Raw genomic sequence first — 18,715 nt, 5'->3', positions numbered from 1 at the left:
GCTGTGTAGCTGACTCTCTTCATGACTTTTTCTCCTTTTCAATTTCGACCTTATCAGGTGTCTATTGAAACGGGTCAAGTCCATTTCGCAATCGTGCAACCTGTGCGCCGAATATTTTTCTTACGTCTAACGAAAACATTGACCCGGATAGTAGGCATGGTTAAGAGGCCAGTCCACCAGCTATGAGTGGCAATCAAATTTGGCTGTATTCAGAATTGGTCCTGTTACCAGCACATATAAAGAACTTTCGATCTCAATGAAGTGCGTTGGATGGAAGACATCAATTCGCCGGATCTGACTTGCCAGTGATGCTCAAACAGAGATGTCGCGTGGCCGTTCACCCTCAATGCAAAGCTAAAGCACGCACTGATTTTGAACTTCAGATGGCATTGAAACTGTCGATTTAGGTGACTGTCTCGATCTGAATCCCCGAAAAAGTGGGGTACGAGTATCCGTGAATTTCGACATGAGCGATGGGGGGAACAACGCTCAATAATCCCAGCCAGGGCTGTTGGCCAGCATGATGACTTGGCAAAGGGCCAACCCACCCAATTATTCGTAGCGAATCAGTCAGAAATGGACCTCATTGATTGACTAAAAACTACATTCCAGAGAGAATACAAACGCTTTGCCACCTTGGCATTTCGCGCACTCCATGTGCGCCTTCAACAACCTTGACGGTTACTTCCGTCAAGGCGGTACCTGTCAATTCCTTCCAGGAGTTGGTATGAGTCCCATTGCTTGGTTCGCCGTTGTAGCTGCTTGTTTGATGCTCATAGGCATCGTTTCAGGCTTGACCTCCTCAGGGGGGGCCTATGACGAAGATGATCCGAATCAGTTTGTGAGAGATGAGTTAGATCCTCTCAATCCAAACAATCTGATGCTTCGAAACCATCATGACGATGAAGCTCAAGATAACTTCATTCATGCGATAGATAACTCTGAGGATTAGTCCTTCAGCGTTATTTCATTCGTGGAATTTTGATTCTGTTTTGTTTAAGCGCAAAGCAGTTCATTTATTCGGCCGCAAGGTCATTCATTGCCACCATTTCGGTGGCGCACGCCAGGCTACCGCATGGTGTATTTCAACCCGCAGGGATAACTTCCCTTCGGGGTTGCTTCCTGCTTTTTTCTTGGAGAATTGCTATGGAAGCGAAAAATAAAGTGCGTATGTCCGATGTTGTGATCAACGTACTCGGTGTGATCAGCCTCGTGATGGTATTTGGCTTTGCCCCTGGTGCGCGTGCTCAATCGGGCAACGTGTACGGTGGCAACCAGGTACAAACCATGTCCACGACCGAAGAAGGCGTGGTGCTGCAGGTGTCCATCAAGAAAGCCGAAGCCTCATGGCAGGCTCGTACTGGTGGTGCAACAGGTGGTGGTTTGGTGGGCGCTCTCCTTGGCAACAGCCTGGGCGGCGGTAACTATCAAGCAAAGGCACTCCTGGGTGCACTCGGTGCTATGGGTGGTGGATTTGCAGGAGAACGCATTGCGAACGCCGTGAGCGCCAGCGATGCACAGGAAATTGTGATTGGGCTCCGTGATCCCCGTTCCAGTTCCGGAATTCGTGTTGTGACTGTGGTCCAGCCAGCGCCATTTGATGCAGTAGCACCAAATGACAATGTGCTGCTTGTGAATACGAATGGAGCCATTCGTGTGCTCAGGCGGACTTACAACACCGCGTATGTTCAACGGTAAATGAACAAAAAAGGCCGCAAGCATTATGCTTGCGGCCTTTTTTCTTTTGTGCTTTTCTGGTTAGGTGAAATCGGAAGTTGCCAATTCGGAAGCGACGTACAACTCCAGGGTTACAGAGACCTTCAGTGCCCGAGCTTTCTGAATGATGGCGTCGGCCTTCTTGCCACCCCTCAATTCGAAAACCACCAGCTGGTCTGAGTTCTCCAACAGGGCGTTCAAGACGGCAGCTGATGAACGCAGCTTTGGCTGACCAACATATTTGACAGGAATGTAATTGGACAGTGCCCAGTCATGAACTCTCCATGCGGTCTGGTTATTGCATAAGGAAACAAGGGTCCATGTCGGTTTGTTCTGTACAACTTTGCTCAGTTTCTTCCCAACAATTCCATCGGGTGCTGTCAGCGCACCAAAGGTAGCGATCCGCGGCCCTTGTCCCCAGGACTGAAATCGTACAACACAGTTCTTGATAAAAGTCTCTGGTGTTTTGAGCCCGCCCAAGCAGGAAGCCAGTGAATCCGGTGGCAAGGCCACCAGGTTGAGATCCGGCCGGTCAAGACTCAGAAATCCAAGCCCTGCAACAAGGACGGCATGCCGTACCAGGCTCCAGTCGGATCGCCATGCAGATTGCCGGGCCTTCGCAAACTTTCGGGCTTCCTTCGCCGTAGGGCAGTGCAGTACCGCATCACGTAAGTCCGGTCGTGCCGGCATGAACTTGGCGCTCTCAAACCAGTGCGCTATGGACAGGTAATGGTGCTGAACACGATTCTTTGTGCCAGGGGAGGGCACCCACGGACCAAAAAAGGACGTTTTGAGCAGATCGAAGTCAGGGATTCCCATCCGATGATATTACGGGCTCTTAAGACGGTGGATGATCGCTATACGCTCTATAAACGGTGCATAGCTCGGGAAAACATCTCACTGGATCGGTGCTGTGACTTGGAAATTTGGCTGGGGCTGGAGGGTTGAAAAATAGGCTTGGCCAGCCTAATTCTTGCGACCTTGCCCAGAATTACGGTAAACTTAAACCACTAGGTCTTCTGACCTTTTGCTGGCGCAATGCCAGCCTTCAATTCTGGCCACGCCAGGAGACTTCACTCAGAGGTCTCAATACCCCGATGTCCAACCTGGACACAGGACACGAAAGTGACCCTGCTTCGGGTAATCCACCACTCCAAATACACACGTATTGGCTTTGCAGTCTGTGCTTTGCTGTATTTGGCGTTTTCAGAAGCAAAGGAACGACATGAAGTTGGACAGCTTTGAGGTCGTCTATTCGGCGGCTAATGAGTTATTCCTCAAAGGGGAGTCGTTGGTATGCGAGGGTGCTGGAGCCACCGTTGTCGTGCGTCACATCGAAACTGCAGGGCAGGAAATCGAAGTGATGTACTTCAACGACGGAACTCACAACCACCAGACCAAGCGATTCAACGCAAGTAACTACCCAACAAGTGGTCTCGCGCAAATGCAAGTAGCAAGCAGATACCTGCCGCTGCTCTCACATGGAGATACCTATGGCAAATAACCTTTTTCAGATCGAAAGATGTAGGAAGGTCGTGATCTCGATACCCGGGTATGACCCGGTTTTGGAGACACAAAAAATCGGCAAGCGTTTCAAACGGCTTCGTGAAAGGCAAAAGAGCAAAGAGGCACTTGCTCTCAAAAAGAAACAGGAGGAACTGCGAACGAACTTGGAAGAGCAGGAAGTTGCTCTCGATGAGCTCAATAACGGCAAGAAACTGGCAGAAGCTGGTCCCGTCCGGAGTTCGCATGCTGAAACTGAAGACAACTTGTTTGGGTAGGCTGCATTCGCAGCCAGCAAACAGAGCTCACACGCTCCGGAATGAAAGCCGGGGCTGGAGTAAATCATGGAAAAAAGAAGAATGAGAGCCAACCATTTGAATTTCGGGCCGGCAACTGCACGGAGCACCCCCCCAGTTCAAAGACCATTTGACGCAATGATCGCCACGGGAAAAGCAGTCGATGTCACCAGTCTTGCAGGGAATCACTTCCCTCAAGGTCGTGTGGCCATCGAATCTTCAGTCTACGAGCAACACGTAGCCTGGCCTAACAGCGCCATGCGCCAGCACATGCTCTACCTGGAGGAGACAGCCCGCCTGAATGAGGTTTTGCGAGCGGCATCTGACGTTACACGTCACGAGTCGCCCGCAGAGTTTGTTCACCGCGGAGTGGCTTGTGAAGCCAGGACCGACAAAAGTATTCGACACAGCTTTGTGTTGGAACGCTTCGAAAGTTCTGCCTACACAGGCTGGCTGATTCGCCAGTAGATAACTTTAACCACGGGCCCCTCAATGAGGGGCCTTTCTCAAGGGCTTCAAACAGTCTTTGCGAAAGGTCAATAGGCCAAACCAATCGAAAGGGAGTCTCTGACTTCCTCGATGCGTAGCGACAGGCTAGCCCTGTTGGCTGCGCCTAAATATTTTTCCACCAAGCGGGGACACGCAAATCCCCGCAAGGGGAAATGCGTGTCCCTTCAATTCCTTAATGAATTGGAGTTACACGATGGGTAATACCCAAATTGCAAGCAATTCCAAACAGGCTTCTGTCTGGTTGGAAGGTTTCAGCCTCAATGATTTCATGGCGCCGTCTGCAAAGACGGAGATCGCTGAAGTCACCAGTGCTGTGGCCAATGTTGTTTTTGAAATGGACGCCAACATCACTGCCGGCGAAAGTTTCTCCTTTGAGGACGCCGAAGAGCAATCGTTTGGCATGGAGGTAATCCAGGAATGGGGTACAACATCCAACAATCTGTCTGACTGGACTGACCGTAAGGTTGCCTGGCCGCTGATTGATCCTGATGACTATTCGCCCAACGCTTCAGCAGAAGTACGAATCGCTGACAATCTCACGGCTGTCAGATTGCTTCGTGACCTGCAGAGCTCCAAGCGGGAAGTGAATGATGAAGATCGCGCCACGTTGTTGAAATACTGTGGTTGGGGCGGGTTGGCTCGGCTGTTCACACCAGACGGGTCAAAACGTCACACACTGGCAGACCAACGTGATGAACTGGAATCGCTTTCAAGCGAGGAAGAGTTCATAGCGATGCGTTCTTCCATTACCTCGGCCTACTTCACAGACCCGGCCGTGGTCACTGCACTTTGGCAAATTGTTCAGCACCTTGGATTCCAGGGCGGCCGGATTTTGGAGCCGACAGCCGGTGTAGGTCATTTTCTCGCGGGCATGCCCGCGGATCTGGCCAAGAAATCGGATGTGACTGCGGTTGAACTGGACACGATCAGTGCCGGGATGCTGGAGGCCTCTTTTGGCCCCCTCGGTGTTCAGGTACACGCAAGCGCGCTTGAAAAGGCCCGTTTGCCGGTTGCGTTCTATGACCTGGTGATAGGAAATGTGCCTTTCGGGGACCACAAGAGCCTAGATACCACTTCGGCGGACTATGCAAATTGGTCGATTCACAATTGGGCGATCGGCAAGTCAGTTGACCTGGTTCGCCCGGGCGGCTTGATTGTTCTGATCACATCGCGACACAGCCTCGACAGCAAAACAGACAGTCACCGCAAGTGGTTGTCAGCCCATGCTGAACTGGTTGCATCTTACCGTTTGCCAACTATGGCCTTCAAAAGCCAGGCAAACACTGAAGCTGTAACTGACATCGTTGTGCTCAAGCGTCGGGAATCACCTGACTACCGGGCCTCTGGATGGGTTGAACTGGGCAAAGCAACGCCAGAGATGATCAAACAGGGCCAGGAACTGACAACAATCAGTCAGCCGTATGGCAATCGTATTGATCGGGACCGCTCGATCAACAGCTACTACGTGCGTAATCCTGAAAACGTACTAGGCCGATTGGTTTTTGAGTCGACCCAGTACGGTGAGTCAATGAACCCTGTGTTCACTGGCACGCCGGCGGATCTGCAAGAGCTGCTGCAAAACAGGATCGAGAGTCTGCCTGCTAACGTCTATACGGCGAAGGTAGAAGATTCAACGTCTACCAGCCGGTCATCAATGCAGCGCTACGAAATGGAGAGTTACGTGGCGCCTGGATCGATGGTCGTGAAGAACGGGCGGATATGTGTGTCTGAGGGCGATGAGCTTTTGGACATTGATACGCTGTATACCGGAACGTCGAGAAAACGTGTTCTCGGAATGATCGAGGTGAAGAAACACGCTGTAGCTGTAATTGAGTTTCAGGCAAAGTCGCAAGACGATGTCGAACTCCAGCGGTTGCAGACAGTGTTGAACGGCACTTATGACGCCTTCGTGGCTTCCATGGGGTATTTGAGCACCAGCGCGAATTCAAGGTTGATGCGATCTGACCCCTCATGGCCGTTGATGTTGGCTCTGGAAATGTGGGATGACGAGGATGAGAAGGCCGTCAAGGCTGACATATTCTTCAAGCGCACTGTTGGACACCGAACGGTGCCGGACAAGGTTGACAACGTCAAGGACGCAATGTTGATCAGCCTGGCTGAGTTTGGGAAGATTGTTCTCAAGGATCTTGCAACACGCACTGGCATGCCGGTGATGCAGGTTGTGAAGGAATTGGGAGCGCAGGCGATAGCATTCCGTGACCCGGAACTCGGGCGGTGGGTGCCAACGGATGAATATCTTTCAGGGCATATCCGCGACAAAATATCAGCTGCGCAAGCGGCTGGGCCTGCATACGCTGAAAACGTGCCAGCACTGGAAGCGGTGCTGCCAAAGGATCTTGGTCCTTCGGAAGTTGAAGCGCGGTTAGGTGCACCATGGATTCCGGTCGACGTGATCGAACAGTTCGCAAACGAGTTGGTTGCTGCAAAGGACAATGCCATCACGGTAGAGTTTGAAGCGCAATCGGCAACGTGGAGTGTCAAATACTCGGGCTGGAAGATTGAGTTTGTTGGTGACCATGTGTTGCAAACATCGAAATGGGGTACAGCCAAGCGCTGCGCCCTGACATTGGTGGAAGCCGCGTTGAACCAGCAACCGCCTAGCATCACAGTGGAAATAGATGGCAAGCGCGTTGTAGACCGTATGGCGACGTTGGCCGCTAGAGAAAAGTGGCAGGCGATACGGGATCACTTCCGTAAATGGATCTACCAGGATTCAGCCCGCCGGGACAGGTTGCTTCGCATCTACAACGATGCATTCAACCAGATCGTCAATCGCAAGTTTGACGGTTCGCACTTGATGCTGCCTGGAATGTCATCCGCGGTGCTGCCTTATGGCCACCAGAAAGACGGCATTTGGCGTGTTGTGGTCAATGGGAATACCTTGCTGGCGCATTGCGTTGGTGCAGGAAAGACCTTGGTCATGTGCGCTGCGTCGATGGAACTCCGTCGATTGGGTAAAGCGGTCAAGCCGGCGCATGTGGTTCCAAACCACTGCCTGGAACAGTATTCGGCTGAGTTTGTTCGTCTGTATCCGCAAGCGCGGGTGTTGATGGCAAGCAAGGACGATCTGCACGGTGATAACCGTCGAACCTTTGCCGCGCGAGTGGCCACAGGGGACTTCGATGCCGTGGTGATGACACAGTCAACATTCGAAAGATTGATGCTGTCGCCTGATGTTCAGCAAGAGTTCATTCGGAAGATGCTTGCTGAGGCGCGTGTGGCGGAAAGTATGACCAAGGATTCAGGTGCAAAAAGGTCTCTCAAAGAGATTGAAAAGCGCATGAAGGACATGGAGGCTCGATTGGAACGGCTGGTAGCAGCCGGGAAGAAAGATTCAGAGAATGTGTGGTTTGATGAGCTGGGAATTGACCAAGTGTTCCTAGATGAAGCACATGCTTATAAAAATATGGGGAGGATCTCCAAGATGCCCCGCATTGCTGGCCTGCCGAATGTTTCGTCACAACGGGCGTTCGATGTTTTCATGAAGACGCGAGTCATCATGGATATGCATGGCGGCAGAGAAGAAGGTGTCGTGATGGCAACTGCCACGCCGATTAGCAATAGTCTGGCCGAGCTGCACACGTTCCAGGTTTACTTGCAACCGAAGACGCTCAAGAAATTCGGCTTGTACGAATTTGACGCATGGAGCGCAAGCTACGGCGAAAGTGTTACAGGCATTGAACTTGCGCCTGATGGAGGTGGTTATCGCATGAATACGCGGTACTGCCGTTTTGTCAATCTGCCTGAGTTGATGGGGATATTTCGTGGTGTTGCAGACATTCGCACCAAGCGGATGTTGAATCTCCCGACTCCTGAAATCGAGGGCGGAAAAGCACAAACCATGGTGGCTAAACCCAGTGAGGAATTGCTGGGAATTGTGGCGGGGCTGGTAGATCGTGCTGAGAAGATTCGTTCAGGAGCAGTCAAGCCAGAAGATGACAACATGCTCAAGGTAACCAATGTCGGCAGAAACGCGGCACTGGATATCCGGTTGGTTGATCCATTCTTGCCGTTTGATAAGAACGGTAAGTTGGCGATAGCGGCTGAAAACATGGTGAGCATTTGGAAAAAGTCGCATGCCATCAAAGGTACGCAGTTGGTGTTTTCCGATCTGGGGACACCAAACAACAAGAGCTTCAATGTCTACGATGAGGTCAAACGACTTCTGATCGACAAAGGGGTTCCAGGCGAGCAGATTGAATTTATTCACGACCACGACAGCGACAAGGCAAAAGCCAAGTTGTTCAAGCGGGTTAGGGATGGTTCAGTTCGGTTCCTGTTGGGGTCTACGGCCAAGATGGGTACGGGCACTAACGTGCAGAAGCGCTTGAAGGCAATCCACCAGTTGGATGCGCCATGGGTGCCATCTGCGGTGGAGCAACGTGACGGGCGTGCGGATCGTCAGGGCAATTTGAATGAAACGATTGAGCTCTGGAGGTACGTAACTGAAAGAAGCTTTGACGCCTACTCGTGGAACTTGCTGAACGTGAAAGCCAACTTCATCGAGCAGGTGATGACGGCTGAATCGGGACTGCGGACTGTAGAGGACATTTCGATGTCAGCGTTGAGCTACGCGGAAATCAAGGCCATCGCTTCGGGTAACCCCTTGGTGATGGAGAAAGCCACGGTTGACGCGGATGTGCAGAAGGTTTCGCTTCTGCGGTCGCAATGGGAAGATGAGCGGTGGTCCTTGGGCCGTCGTGAATCGAGACTTGTGAGCCGCTTGGCGTACATCGACAAGAACATGGCCAACATGGAGGCAGAGGCAAAGCTCGCTGAAAAGGCACTTGCTTCAAACCGTGTCTTTGTGCCTGCGACATCGATCGGTAGTAAGGCAGTTGATTCGCTGGGCAATGGTGCTCAAGGATTGGCTGGTGCCTTCAGGGCGCACTCCCATAGGGGTTCAACTGGAGGTGAGGCAGTGGGGCTTGGAAGTTTTGGCGGGTTTTCCGTTGAATACTCGAAAGTTCACAATGATCCGAACTTGTACTTGGTGGGACCGATTTCAGGCGCTGCGATGCGTGTGGACCGGCCGCATATCAATGATCTGGCAGGGGTAGGTCTGGCAATTGACAGAACGCTTCAAAGGATTGCTGAAACACCAGGGATGCTGAGAAATGAATATGGCGAAAAGTCGAACGAACTTGCCACAACACGCAGCCTGATGGTCCAGGAGTTTGATCAGGCCGAGAAGTTGGAAGCTTTGCTCCAACGTCAACGGGAGATTGAATCCGAGCTGGACTTGGATAAAGATGCCGAAGGTAGCCAGAATATGGCAACTGAATCGGTTTGAGTTGAAGCCCCCTCTTTTGAGGGGGCTTTTTTTATGGCTCACCTTAAACTGGTGAAAAACGGTCCTACATGGCGATTGAGCGTATTCTGAGCAGAATATTTCAGGTGGTCAAAATTACCTAATTTCTGCTAAATGTTGCCATGCGAACAATTGCTCCCTTGCAGATATTGAGATTCGAATAATGTCGAATTTAGGCCGATTTTGGGGGTTGATTGGAATTGCCCTTTTCGATGTTTTTTCTTGTAAAAATGACGGTATTCGAATACCGCGGCCTTAATAGACGGTGAGGTTATGGTGCTCCCTTGAGGGCCATGCGGTTACTTCAACTGTTTGAAAGGGGCGCTGCATTGATGCGCACGGCTCGGTGTGTTGCTGTGATTAGAGCATCAAGCATGCAAATTGGAAACGCGCGTCAGTGCTCAATCACGGCTGGAGTACCCAGGCAGACCGTTTTCGCCGTGAAGATTTTTCGGCAAACTTTTCATCCCCAGAAAATCGCACGCAGCCTGACAAGTTGGAAGCTCCACGCTGCATGTTCCGGAACGGCGCTGATCTTTGCTACCACCGCCATCGCACAAATAGTTTCGGACTTAACTTTGTTCTGGGCAAAATACGCACCCATTTTGGCGCGGGTATTTTCCGTAAATCCGTGGTTTTGCTTCAGTAGTCCAACGATTCCAGCGGTTCTGGCAGCATCCGTATGGAATTGAACAGGATTCTGCACACCGATCCAAGCGTGTTTCTTGATCACTTGATGCGTCGATGGACTAATCGTGGGGTAAAGGCCATTGCAATGATTGGTCCAGATCCTGTACACCAAGATAAAAGAACTCCGCTCCTGGTGCGTCCTTTGAGCTATCGGAGTGCCGCCGACGTACTGGCCGCCAGTGATGCTTTTGGGTCTAGCTGGCGTGAAAGTGATCATCCCGGTGTGGCTTGGGTCGTTGCCAGTCGCAATGAGCCATGGCAGGTGCCGTGGTTGGACATGGGGTGCCGCGGTATTGTTCGTGTGGGCATGGAAATGCCTGGAGGCAAGCAGATCGAGGTATTCGCTGGCAGTGCCGATACCTGGAATCGGCCGATGGTGGCTGACTTTGTTTTGGAACTGCTTTCGGCCTGGGCTCAGATAAAGCGGAATGTTTTGACGCCCTTGTCCGGACTGACGATCAAGCAGCTCAAAGTCCTGAATATGTCACTTCATGGGCTTTCACCTCGCGAATGTGCCATTGAAATGGGTGTGACCGAGCGAACTGTGAACTTCCATCTGGCGACCATCCAGGACAAACTGGGTACTCAAAACAAGCTGCAGAGTCTTTCCAAGGCGATTTGGCTGGGCGCAATTTGATGCCGGTTTCGGATGAGCCCAGGAGCTGAGGCTCTTCTGGCACTTGCCACTGTGCCGGCGTGCGACCGGGCCGGGTGATTTTGTCCTGCGCTTTCAGTCATTGCAATGCGTCGGCACGCGCCAGGTCCTGGCGGACATTGATACGGCGCATCGCATCCCGCACCTGAATGACGATGTTGGCCAGCTGCTCGATGCGCTTGGCTTGTTTCGGGCGCAAAGTTTCGATTGCTGCTCCTGGCAATGCGACAAGCGTCTTTGATCCTTCGAATTCTTCAGTGAACGTGCCGTAGATTTTGCGGAGGGCGTTGAGGTTCGTTTTTGTGCTGAGGCTGACAATCTGCTCCATTAATGGCGCCAGTTCATCGCGCATCCGAGCGACCTGTGCGGGGGCAATGCTCAAAGTTCCATAGACGGTGGACAGTTCTGCATTGCTGCGCAGCAGGTGAGCCAGCAAGGTTGCGCCAAGAAAGGTTTTCAGGTCGCGTTCACGCTTGCCAAAGATCTGGCTTTCGTTGTGCGTGCCCCGGGCCATGGCCAGCGCCACGGATTTTTGTTGGCTCAGGCGGTGTTCAGAGCGTGTGATGAGATTCAATGTCATCAACTCGCCACGCTGGCGGGGGCTTAGCTGGCGTTTTCCGGCCAGACCAATCTGCTCGGATGCCCATTCACGCAGGTGCGCGGGGGTGGTCAGGTCAATGCGGCCGCGAAATGCCGGGCGGTCCTGGGTTGCGATACGGAACTCGCCGGCGCGGAGCCACCAACTGTACTGATTGCTGGGAATGGGAGCCTCGCCAGGGCGCTGCCATTGCCCATAGGTGAACCCGGCCAGCTGCAGGGCGATGCCCCGCATGCGTGTGGAGGTGCCGCCGGCGAAATAGCTGTCAAGCAAGCGCTTTTGCCATTGCAGTAAATCAGGGCTGCAGTCTGCATTCAAGTCGTAGGTGTTGTGTTTGGCATGATGCTGGCGCAATGCATGTATGTAAAAGTCATCATCCATGCGATGGCCACGGCCGGTATTGTCGGCACGGTATTTTGAAAGATCAATTTTGTGCTGGGCCAGCAGGGCGCGGGACTTCGCGCTGAGCTTGTTTTTCTTGTTCATGCTCACCTGGTAGCAGAACCAGTTGCGCAACCCGCGGTAGTAGGAGGTGTCGGGCGGCAGGGTGACACCGTTTTCGCTCACCCAGGACGCGGCCCATTCCCATGCATTGGCGAACTCGGGCGGAATTCCTTGCGAGGTGGTATTCAAGGCCTTGCTGATATGCCTGGCCAGCAGCGGGGGCAACTCGGCGCCAGCTGCGTCCAGATCCGGCGCATGAGCGGGTTGTCCGGCCGGCGGGCGCACGCTCAGACGGTCAAAGTTTTTCAGCGCCTGGTCCAGGGCGGCGAACTGTTGTGGGCCAGATTTGGCAGACGAAATAGATGTGGACATGGGAGCTCTCCAGGGGTTTAGTGAATCGACCATCGATTCCCAAAGCACAGGCAGGCGCAGGCGTGCATATGCTTTGGGAATCGGCCCAGGGTAGGGCAGACGAGTGGCAAAAAGGGGGAGGGTGGCCAGCGGACGTGGCAATGCACACGCGAGCGGCCGCGTTGCGCACAAGTTCAGAGACAGATACCGACAGACGCACGAATGCGCGTCCGGACAGACCAAAGATTCAAAGAGGGATCAATTCCGCACCAGAACGGCACGGATGCAAAAAGGCGCGATCGTGGATCGCGGTCATTGCTCAGTTAAAGGCGGGCACTGGACCCGCAGACCCTTGCATGGCAGCCATTTGGACACAGCCTCGGACAAGGGAATGGCTATGAGTTTACAGCAATCCATCATTGAAATGCAACTACAAAGTAATTCGATCTACACCAAACGCACCCTCTCATCCCACATCAAACGACGTCTCTTTTTCGACCCCTCCCCCACCTTGATAGACCTTTTTTCCCCCTTAATTCCACCTTACACACGGGCCACGCCGCAAATCCCAGCGCAGCGCGAATTGGGCGGTCGCAAAATACCGGTCTATCAAGGGGGGAGGAGGGGCCTTGCGCTAGCTTTGAATTGGTGTAGATTGAACAAATATGAACGCCAAGCACACCCCTTCCCCGCCCCCTCCACACAAGCTCGCCGATTGGCTCCACCAGCAGTTTCTGCAGCGCGCCGCGCCGCCGGCGTATGACGGGCCCAGCCCTTGGGCTGACTCCAACCTGTCGAGCGCGCTCACCCGCGCCGTCCTGCCCACCATCGACCTGACATTCACCCGCCGGGAGGTGGAAAGCGGCCGCATTGGCTCCGCGGTGGACCGCCTGATGGCCTTGACAGATACGCCCATGGCCTGCGCCCAGAACATGAGCCGCCTGCGACTGGCATTCAGTGGTTACAACCGGGAGCCTCACGAAATCGCCCAGATTCGTGCGATCGCGCACTTCTTCCAGGCCATCACCACGCAGTGGCCCTACTGGATGCACTTTTTAAGCCCTCAAGCGGACAACATGGCGACCTTGTTGAGCCTGAACTTCAACCCCCTGATCGTGAATGTTCAAGGTGAACGTGTGAACGCGCACATCGAGCTCTCCGAGCCGGCCATTGCCAACTTCCAGACCATGGCCCAGGCCACCATCAACCTGCACAACGCCATGGCCGCGCCCCAGCACATCACCCAAACGATGGGTTCGCAATTGCGCCATGCCCTGTGCCTGGTGCTGGCATAGTCATCACCATGGCCAGCACAAACGTGTTGCTTCGCACGAACGTCGCACGCCTGAGACTGAGTGCGCACTTTCTCGCGTCCAACTGGGAAAGCAGGCTCAGCAGCGGCAGCGCCAAGCATGCGCGGCATCCGTTGCACCCTTGGCCAACTCCCAGTCGCAACCCTGGCAATACGTTTCGCCAAGGACAATGCCGATTGCGCCCGACGTCTGGATTGGGTGTCCCACTTTATGGGGCTGAAGCGGATCAAGGCTGCAGGTCGCCAATCGAAAACAAGGAAATGCAGTGAAACCCAAAACGACAGCGCCACCAGTCGAAGGCGTCCTCCCCGCCGAGCAGGCTTTCAATCTTTGGGCCAAAGGAGAAAATGCCCGTGGCGATTTGTCAGAAGCGTCCATCGGTAAGTACAAGCCGCTGTGGATGGCCTGGCTTTCGTGGTGCCTTCTACGAGAAATTGCCTGGGATGCCATACAGCTCACGGACATCCAAACCTTCCTGCAGGGCGCGGCGCCGGGCCAAGGCGTCACACGCCGGCATGCCATCAACCCGAATCGCATGTCTTCCTACACGCGCCAGCGTTACTGGCGCTTGCTGCGCGGGGTCTACGCCGTGGCGCTGAAAGGCAAGTTGGTCGACCAGAACCCGGCGCTGGGCATGGATGAGAAGGATAAACCGACGATTTCGGAGAGTGACCGCATCTCGCAGGTGCTGGAACCGTTCGTATTCAGCATCCTGGTGCAGCCATCAACCATCGAGGCCATTTTTCCAAAGAAGACTGAAGCCAACTGGTGGTATGCGCGTGACCGGGCCATCCTCGCCGTACTGGTGGAAACCGGCATCACCGTCACCGAATTGATCGCGCTGCGCGGCATGGATCTTGTGGAAGCGACACAGGGCAGGGCCGTTGCAACGTCCAATGTTCAGCAATCCATATTGGCGACACCCGGACCTGAACTGCTGCTCGATGTCATGGAGACAAGTAGTCATGTCGGCCGCACGCTGCCCATCCGGCCGCATCTTGCACCTCTTGTACGCGCCTGGCTGGCATGGCGGCAGCGCCTCCTGGTGGAACGCAGTGCTGCCACAGGTCCGTTACGCCAGCGTGACCAGTTCATGGCCACCCATGGTCAGAATGGCCCACTCTTTGTTGCACGCCGCGCTCGTTCAGGTACGGAAGTCTTCCCGCTGATGGACTCCACCAGCGTTTATCACACGGTCAGTCAAGCGCTCTTGCGGCTGCGCGACATGAAACAACTGGAGAGCGTGACCTACGTTGCCAAGGGGCCCGGTGTGGTGCGCAACACCGTGATTCGTCACTGGATCACTGAATACGGCCCCACCGAAGCGGCGGCCATGGCTGGACTCAAAAGCGTTTATTCGTTACGGCTCAAGGCAAGCTGATGCACCTCGGGCGCGAAGTGCTGCGCCTGATGCAAAGCCTCATAACCACGCGCTGGTTCACTTGCCTACTATGCGAGACATGATTACCGCTGGTTCCTTTCAATGAACGTCCAGGTGAAATTCACCTACAGGCCGCCAGTACGTTGAAAAGCTGCCCGCAGGGCCTGAAACACAAGCTAAAATTTATCCACTTCGCACCATGCGATGTGCGTGTCGTGTACACGCCTAAACCACACCCGACTGGGGTTCCCCAGTTGGGGAGCTCCCTGGTCGGTTATTTCAAAATAACTACAAGGGGAGCAAATATGAACATGAAAGCCATCCTAGATGGCTTACTCAACGCACTCAACAAGCGACTGGACAGCCAGGCATGGCTTGAGAATTTTCTCAACTTTGCCAACACCTTCTCGACATTGGGTGCTGTTGTTGCCGGCGTTTTCGGCCTTGCTGAAAACTCACATCTCACCACTGCCATGGCAGTTGCAATGTTTTTGGTTTTCTACAGATTCAGCCTCGTTCTGAGGATTCGTCTGGAGGGACTGAAAGACCGCAAAGAGCATGAACTTGCCGAAAAGATAGCGAAAGCACTCGTTGGGGTAATCGTACTTTCAATGCAAATTGACACGGTTACCGTCGGAACCTAGGCTCTGTGCGGGCCCTGGCCTCTTCCAGTTTCAATTAAAGTTGCCAAATCGTCCATTCGCGGGTGTTTCATGGCCAACTATGAATTGCGGTATGTAGGTGTTGACAGCCTACCGGTTCGCCTCTCTGAGTTTGATGTTCAGCAATATTTCCGGCTTTCTGCTGCGGACCTCGCCGCCATAAACGAGCGATTTCGAGCGGATCGTCGCACTGCCGTAGCAGTGCTGCTCGTCTTTCTGAGGGCTTGCGGCCGTCCCCTCGACCGGTTTTCAGCGCTGCCAAAGATGTTGCTTGCACATGTGGGCGAAGCACTTGGCGTCCAGCCACCTACGATTGCGACGCTGCGCTCCCTCTACACACGGCGCCAAACGCTGTATGAGCATCTACTTTGGCTTAAGGACTACCTGGGTCTAAAGGACATTGACCAGGCCGGTAGCGATCTCCTCGTCAGCCATCTCAGCGCCCAGGCCAACGAGGTCAACTCTGTCGATGAACTGGTCACTGCTGCCAACCATTGGCTTTATGAAAGAAAGTTGCTCATCCTCGGGGACCGGCAGGTTCGAGATCTTGCCCGCCAATGCCATGCTGGCGTCGATGCGGCCATTCTGAAGGCTATCAAGGCAGTCATTCCCGGCAACGCCATCACGCGCTGCCAATCGGTGGTTTTTGGGCTGCACAAGGGCGGCTCCTTCACGGTGCTGGAATGGCTCAAGACGCCGCCCAAGCGCCACAGCCCAACCACTCTCGCAGAAACGCTCGAAAAAATCAGGTTCCTCAAAAGCCTTGAGGTCCATACCTGGACCTTCGAGTCCATCCCACTGGAGAAACAACGCGGCTACGCCCAAGCTATCCAGGCACGCCGCCCCGCCAAGACCCGGGAGCTCAAGGAGTCATCGCAGACCATTGAGCTGGTTTTCTTTTTGCGGATCAGCCTGCTTGAATTGACGGATATGGTGATTTATCAGTCGGGCCGGCGGGTGTCCGACCTCGTCCGCCAAGCGTATGACAAAACCCAGACCCGCCAGGCGCGCTCATCTGTGGAGTACCGCGAGCGCCTCGTCTCCATCAAATCCCTCGTGGACGACACCAGCCGGTCAGCCGATGAGCGTTTGGCGGCCATCGGCGAACTGGTGGCGGACGTAGTTCAGGCCGCCAACAACAGCCACGCTGCAAGCGTTCGGCAAATGCTGACCGAAGAACCCACCCGGGTGCGGGCGCTGCTCAGCAGTCTGCAGGATCTGAACTTTGAGGGGCGAGCCAATGACAACAGCCTGAAGCTGCTTACCTCGCTCAAGAACATCTACGCCGGCAAGTTGACCGAGCTGCCCCAAGACCGGGCTTTCCCCATCGACAAACCCTGGCGGAACCTGGTGGATGACCCTGACCGCAAAAAAGCCCTCAAAGCCATGGAAGCCTGCGCCATGGTGGGTCTTCGTAAAAGCCTGCGCCGCGGCTCCGTCTGGATTGATCACAGTTTCTCCTACCGGGAGCGTGACCAGATGTTGATTGCACCCACTGACTGGGCCAAAGACCGGGAGCGCCATCTGTCCATTCTCGGCATGCCGGCTGACGCGGACATTTTTCTGGAGCCCTTGCTCAAGCACATCGAAGTCGGGCTGCAGGCGGTGGCAGACGCCAAACAGCAAGGCAAACTCAGTGTCGATGCACAAGGCACGCTGCACCTGCCCGCATTGCAGGCCTTGCCAGAAGAAATTGACCCCAAGCGCACCCGCGACCTGATGTTCAAGCAGATCGGGGACGTGCAATTTCCCGATTTGTTGCTGGAGATGGATGCCCAAACCAATTTCAGCGAGATCTTGCTGGCACGCCGGGCCAGGGATGAACGGGAATTGGTCGCCTTGTATGCTGCATTGATTGCCCACGGTACTGAAATTGATGCCAAAAGCGTGGCCGCCATGACGCCCCAGCTCGATCCGGATCAGGTCTCGGTGGCCATGCGGGCTCTGGAAGCCTCAGGCCGGCTGCGTCGGGCGAATGCGCGTGTGGTTGAGTTCCAGGGCCGGCACGCGATTGCTGAACTCTGGGGCAGCGGCAAAACGGCGTCCAGCGATATGATGAGCCTGGATGCCTCCAAGCATCTCTGGAACGCCCGGGTAGACCCGCGACGACGCACACATGCTGCGGGCATGTACACCCATGTGCTTGACCAGCACGGCATCATCTATGACCAGCCAATTGTTCTCAATGAGCGCCAGGCCGGTCCGGCCATTGAAGGCGTAGTTCGCTACAACGACAGCACCGACCGGGTACGCCTGTCACTGCTTGCCGTCGATACGCACGGCTATACCAATCCTGCCATGGCGATTTCCAAGTTACTGGGTTTTGATCTATGTCCCCGTTTGCGTGACCTGGCCGAGCGCAAGCTGTTCCTGCCGCGCATCATGGAAGCGCCGGAAGGACTGGACCAGGTGCTGGTACGCGATGTGTCACTGGGTGCTATCCGCAAGGGCTGGGATGAACTGTTGCGGCTGGCTGCGTCGATTCGCAGCGGCCGCGTCAGCGCCAACGTTGCCCTGCAGCGCTTTGGCAGCGCCGCGCAAGGTGACCCGGTCCATAGGGCGGCCGACCAGCTGGGTCGGCTACTGCGCACGCTGTTTTTGTGCGACTACTTCAGCAATACGGCGTTTCGCCGCGAGATTCACACCATCCTGAACCGAGGCGAGTCGGTACACCAGCTGCAGCGCGCAGTCTATTTTGGCAAGGTGTCCCCGGAACGTGGGCGCCGGCGCGACGAAATGATTGCGATATCCGGTTCACATACCTTGCTAACCAACCTTGTAGTGGCCTGGAATACTCACCGCATGCAGGAAACCGTCGACAAGTGGCGCCGTTCCAACCAGAAGATCGAGGACGCGTGGCTGGCGCGGATGGGTCCAGCCCACTTCTCACACGTGAACTTCAGGGGGATGTTCAAATTCGGTGTGTCAAGGTATGCAAACATGCTCCTGACCCAGACAGCGGCACCGTCAAAACGGAGCGCTTGACAGGTCAACTGCAGGTCCTACCTCCCTTGGCGACCTATTACCTCAATCCCAATAGGTGTCGGTGGCGGGTTCGTGAAACGAGGTTTCCAGCAGGCACTGGTTGTCCTCGGCGATGCGGTACATGTCATCGAGAAGCGTGGCAATCACCTCGTCCAGCAATTCGCGGGACAGGTAGGGAATCGCCAGCTCGTAGAGCGTGCCCTCGGTGTTCAGGCGTTGCATGGCGAAACGCTCGAAACAGGTCTGCTCGATCAGCCGGTGGCCACGGGCCAAGCCGCG

At 54.6% G+C, this 18,715-nt stretch carries 14 protein-coding genes and 1 pseudogene; 11 read left to right on the top strand and 4 right to left on the bottom strand.

The genetic code is table 11. The features are described from left to right. Positions 1–727 precede the first annotated feature (727 nt). Positions 728–952, top strand: coding sequence for a hypothetical protein (locus tag ACFQND_RS12835; protein WP_371435862.1), 225 nt, complete (start codon positions 728–730; stop codon positions 950–952). A 194-nt stretch (positions 953–1,146) separates the two neighbouring features. Then, positions 1,147–1,698, top strand: coding sequence for a hypothetical protein (locus ACFQND_RS12830; RefSeq protein WP_371435863.1), 552 nt, complete (start codon positions 1,147–1,149; stop codon positions 1,696–1,698). A gap of 60 nt (positions 1,699–1,758) precedes the next feature. Here ACFQND_RS12830 and ACFQND_RS12825 read toward each other — a convergent pair whose 3' ends face one another. After that, positions 1,759–2,535: a hypothetical protein gene (locus tag ACFQND_RS12825; protein WP_371435864.1), complete on the bottom strand. Its 777-nt coding sequence runs from the start codon at positions 2,533–2,535 to the stop codon at positions 1,759–1,761. Positions 2,536–2,941: 406 nt separating this feature from the next. Here ACFQND_RS12825 and ACFQND_RS12820 point away from each other — a divergent pair, with 406 nt between their 5' ends. The 4 genes from ACFQND_RS12820 to ACFQND_RS12805 all read left to right on the top strand — a co-directional run bounded on the left by ACFQND_RS12820 (position 2,942) and on the right by ACFQND_RS12805 (position 9,339). Next, positions 2,942–3,220 carry a hypothetical protein gene (locus ACFQND_RS12820; protein WP_371435865.1) on the top strand — a complete coding sequence of 93 codons (279 nt, stop codon included), beginning with the start codon at positions 2,942–2,944 and terminating at the stop codon, positions 3,218–3,220. Continuing rightward, positions 3,210–3,497, top strand: a complete 288-nt coding sequence (locus ACFQND_RS12815) for a hypothetical protein (protein WP_371435866.1) — start codon at positions 3,210–3,212, stop codon at positions 3,495–3,497. The genes ACFQND_RS12820 and ACFQND_RS12815 overlap by 11 nt, the downstream gene beginning before the upstream one ends. A 66-nt stretch (positions 3,498–3,563) precedes the next feature. After that, entirely contained in the window at positions 3,564–3,983 is a 420-nt protein-coding gene (locus tag ACFQND_RS12810) for a hypothetical protein (RefSeq protein WP_371435867.1), read from the top strand. A 235-nt stretch (positions 3,984–4,218) separates the two neighbouring features. Beyond that, positions 4,219–9,339 carry a helicase-related protein gene (locus ACFQND_RS12805; protein WP_371435868.1) on the top strand — a complete coding sequence of 1,707 codons (5,121 nt, stop codon included), beginning with the start codon at positions 4,219–4,221 and terminating at the stop codon, positions 9,337–9,339. A 481-nt stretch (positions 9,340–9,820) separates the two neighbouring features. Here ACFQND_RS12805 and ACFQND_RS12800 read toward each other — a convergent pair whose 3' ends face one another. After that, complete coding sequence (locus ACFQND_RS12800; RefSeq protein ID WP_371435869.1) at positions 9,821–10,090, bottom strand: hypothetical protein; 270 nt, start codon at positions 10,088–10,090, stop codon at positions 9,821–9,823. Positions 10,091–10,132: 42 nt separating this feature from the next. Between ACFQND_RS12800 and ACFQND_RS12795 the strand changes: the two genes are divergently transcribed. Continuing rightward, the gene (locus tag ACFQND_RS12795) at positions 10,133–10,684 is read left to right on the top strand and encodes a helix-turn-helix transcriptional regulator (protein ID WP_371435870.1); all 552 of its coding nucleotides are present in this window, start codon (positions 10,133–10,135) and stop codon (positions 10,682–10,684) included. A gap of 97 nt (positions 10,685–10,781) precedes the next feature. On the opposite strand, the gene ACFQND_RS12790 is transcribed toward ACFQND_RS12795, so the two are convergent. Next, positions 10,782–12,116, bottom strand: coding sequence for a hypothetical protein (locus ACFQND_RS12790; protein ID WP_371435871.1), 1,335 nt, complete (start codon positions 12,114–12,116; stop codon positions 10,782–10,784). A 644-nt stretch (positions 12,117–12,760) separates the two neighbouring features. On the opposite strand from ACFQND_RS12790, the gene ACFQND_RS12785 reads away from it, so the two are divergent. The 4 genes from ACFQND_RS12785 to ACFQND_RS12770 all read left to right on the top strand — a co-directional run bounded on the left by ACFQND_RS12785 (position 12,761) and on the right by ACFQND_RS12770 (position 18,436). After that, a complete protein-coding gene (locus tag ACFQND_RS12785) occupies positions 12,761–13,390 on the top strand; it encodes a hypothetical protein (protein WP_371435872.1) in 630 nt (209 codons plus the stop codon). A gap of 283 nt (positions 13,391–13,673) precedes the next feature. Beyond that, positions 13,674–14,789, top strand: a complete 1,116-nt coding sequence (locus tag ACFQND_RS12780) for a hypothetical protein (protein WP_371435873.1) — start codon at positions 13,674–13,676, stop codon at positions 14,787–14,789. 305 nt (positions 14,790–15,094) lie between these two features. Then, the gene (locus ACFQND_RS12775; RefSeq protein ID WP_371435874.1) at positions 15,095–15,433 is read left to right on the top strand and encodes a hypothetical protein; all 339 of its coding nucleotides are present in this window, start codon (positions 15,095–15,097) and stop codon (positions 15,431–15,433) included. Between the two features lie 69 nt (positions 15,434–15,502). Then, positions 15,503–18,436, top strand: a complete 2,934-nt coding sequence (locus ACFQND_RS12770; RefSeq protein ID WP_371435875.1) for a Tn3 family transposase — start codon at positions 15,503–15,505, stop codon at positions 18,434–18,436. Between the two features lie 42 nt (positions 18,437–18,478). On the opposite strand, the pseudogene ACFQND_RS12765 reads toward ACFQND_RS12770, so the two are convergent. After that, positions 18,479–18,715, bottom strand: a pseudogene (locus tag ACFQND_RS12765) (Tn3 family resolvase); the annotation flags it as partial.

It is taken from the genome of Polaromonas aquatica (assembly GCF_042659145.1).
In the GTDB taxonomy this organism is placed as follows: Bacteria; Pseudomonadota; Gammaproteobacteria; order Burkholderiales; family Burkholderiaceae_C; genus Polaromonas; species Polaromonas aquatica.
The sequence above is the reverse complement of the archived record's forward strand: the minus strand, read 5'-3'. Positions and strand labels throughout refer to the sequence as shown.